Source organism: Pseudidiomarina atlantica (genome assembly GCF_000753735.1).
GTDB classification, from domain to species: domain Bacteria; phylum Pseudomonadota; class Gammaproteobacteria; order Enterobacterales; family Alteromonadaceae; genus Pseudidiomarina; species Pseudidiomarina atlantica.
The window spans coordinates 1-1,672 of the sequence record NZ_JPIN01000033.1 but is presented as its reverse complement, the minus strand read 5'-3'; the positions used below and the strand labels follow the sequence as shown (position 1 = coordinate 1,672).

At 50.6% G+C, this 1,672-nt stretch carries 1 protein-coding gene; it reads left to right on the top strand.

Annotation, left to right across the window (positions count from 1 at the left end):
- Positions 1-76: 76 nt before the first annotated feature.
- Positions 77-1,635 (top strand): IS3 family transposase gene (locus tag IDAT_RS13250; protein ID WP_156099535.1). Its coding sequence is split into 2 segments (ribosomal slippage): positions 77-530 and positions 530-1,635, totalling 1,560 coding nucleotides; the frame shifts between segments, so codons are not numbered across the junction.
- Positions 1,636-1,672: the final 37 nt, after the last annotated feature.

The window sequence follows — 1,672 nt, the reverse complement described above, 5'->3', positions numbered from 1 at the left end:
CCCACTATGTCAACCTTGTTGTCCAGTTGGCAATTTCGCCATTAGTTAATAAACAGTGGGCGGCATAGGTTCATGTATGCCACGTTATTCTGAAGAGCGTAAAGCTGCAACGCTCAAAAAATTATTACCGCCACAGAGTCGTTCTGTAAATTCTGTGGCTGATGAGGATGGGATCAGTCCGCAAACCTTGTATCATTGGTTAAAACAATGTCGTGAGCAAGGAGTTGCAGTGCCCGGACATCAAAAACAGGCTGACCAATGGTCCGCTGAAGACAAGTTAGCCATCGTTATCGAAACCGCCGGCTTATCGGAAGCCGAACTGTCGGCTTATTGCCGTGAAAAAGGGTTATTTACCGAGCAGGTCAAACAGTGGCGTACCGATTGCCTGCAGGGCTTTGGCCGCACTGCTGACAGTGAGCGCCAGGTAAAACAAGAGCGTAAAAAAACGACCAAAGAAATCAAAAAGCTTAAAGCCGAGGTTCGCCGCAAAGATAAAGCGTTGGCCGAGACCAGTGCCCTGTTGGTGCTTTCAAAAAAGCTCGAAGCCTTATACGGGGACGAACCGGACAACGAGGACGACTAACGCCGCAAAGCGAGCGTATAAGGCTACTCGATTACTTTAACGAAGCGGTTAATAACGGCGCATCCCGCCATCAGGCAGCGCATGTTATGTGCATAAGCCAACGCACGTTAAAGCGCTGGGCTAACAATCCGACGCCGGATAAACGGCCCACAACAGCGCCGGTTAAACAACCGCGGCAGTTGAGCGAAGACGAAGAGCAGCGCATCCTGATGGTCTGTAATTTACCGCAGTATGCGGATTTACCGGCCTCACAAATCGTGCCGTTACTGGCCGATAAAGGCGTTTATATTGGCTCTGAATCAACGATTTACCGGGTGCTGAAAAAGCACCGGCAATTAACACACCGGGGCAAAGCAAAACCCCGGAATAAGCATCCGTTGCCGACCAGTTACACGGCAAGCGGGCCGAATCAGGTATACACCTGGGACATCAGTTATTGTCCCTCGAACGTCAAAGGCGTTTTCTGGTACCTGTACTTAATACTTGATATTTACAGCCGCAAAATCGTCGGCTGGGAAGTCCATGAAACCGAATCCGGTGAACTGGCAAAACAACTGGTTGAGCGAACCTTGCTGCGCGAGGGCTGCTGGCATAATCCGCCGGTACTGCATTCAGATAACGGGGCACCGATGACCTCGTCTACACTGAAATCAAGGTTGGCCAACCTGGGCATGGCGATGTCACATAACCGGCCACGCGTGAGCAACGATAATCCGTATTCAGAGTCGTTGTTTCGGACCGTAAAATACTGCCCGAAATGGCCACGCAAAGGGTTTAACTCGCTCAGCCATGTTCGCCAATGGATGATGGACTTCGTTAACGTTTATAACGAGCACCATCTGCACAGCGGGATTAACTTTGTGACACCGGGTAGCCGGCACCGTGGTGAAGATAACGCCATATTAGCGGCACGCGCTGCATTATATGAGCAACAAAAACGCAGCCGCCCGGAGCGCTGGTCAGGCAACACAAGAAACTGGACGCCCGTTGGTGACGTTGCGCTGAATCCCTCCAATGTTGAGGAAATTAAGCGTAATACGGCGGTTGCTTAAAACAGTTTTTTTGGACAACTCGGTTGAAAAACACCGA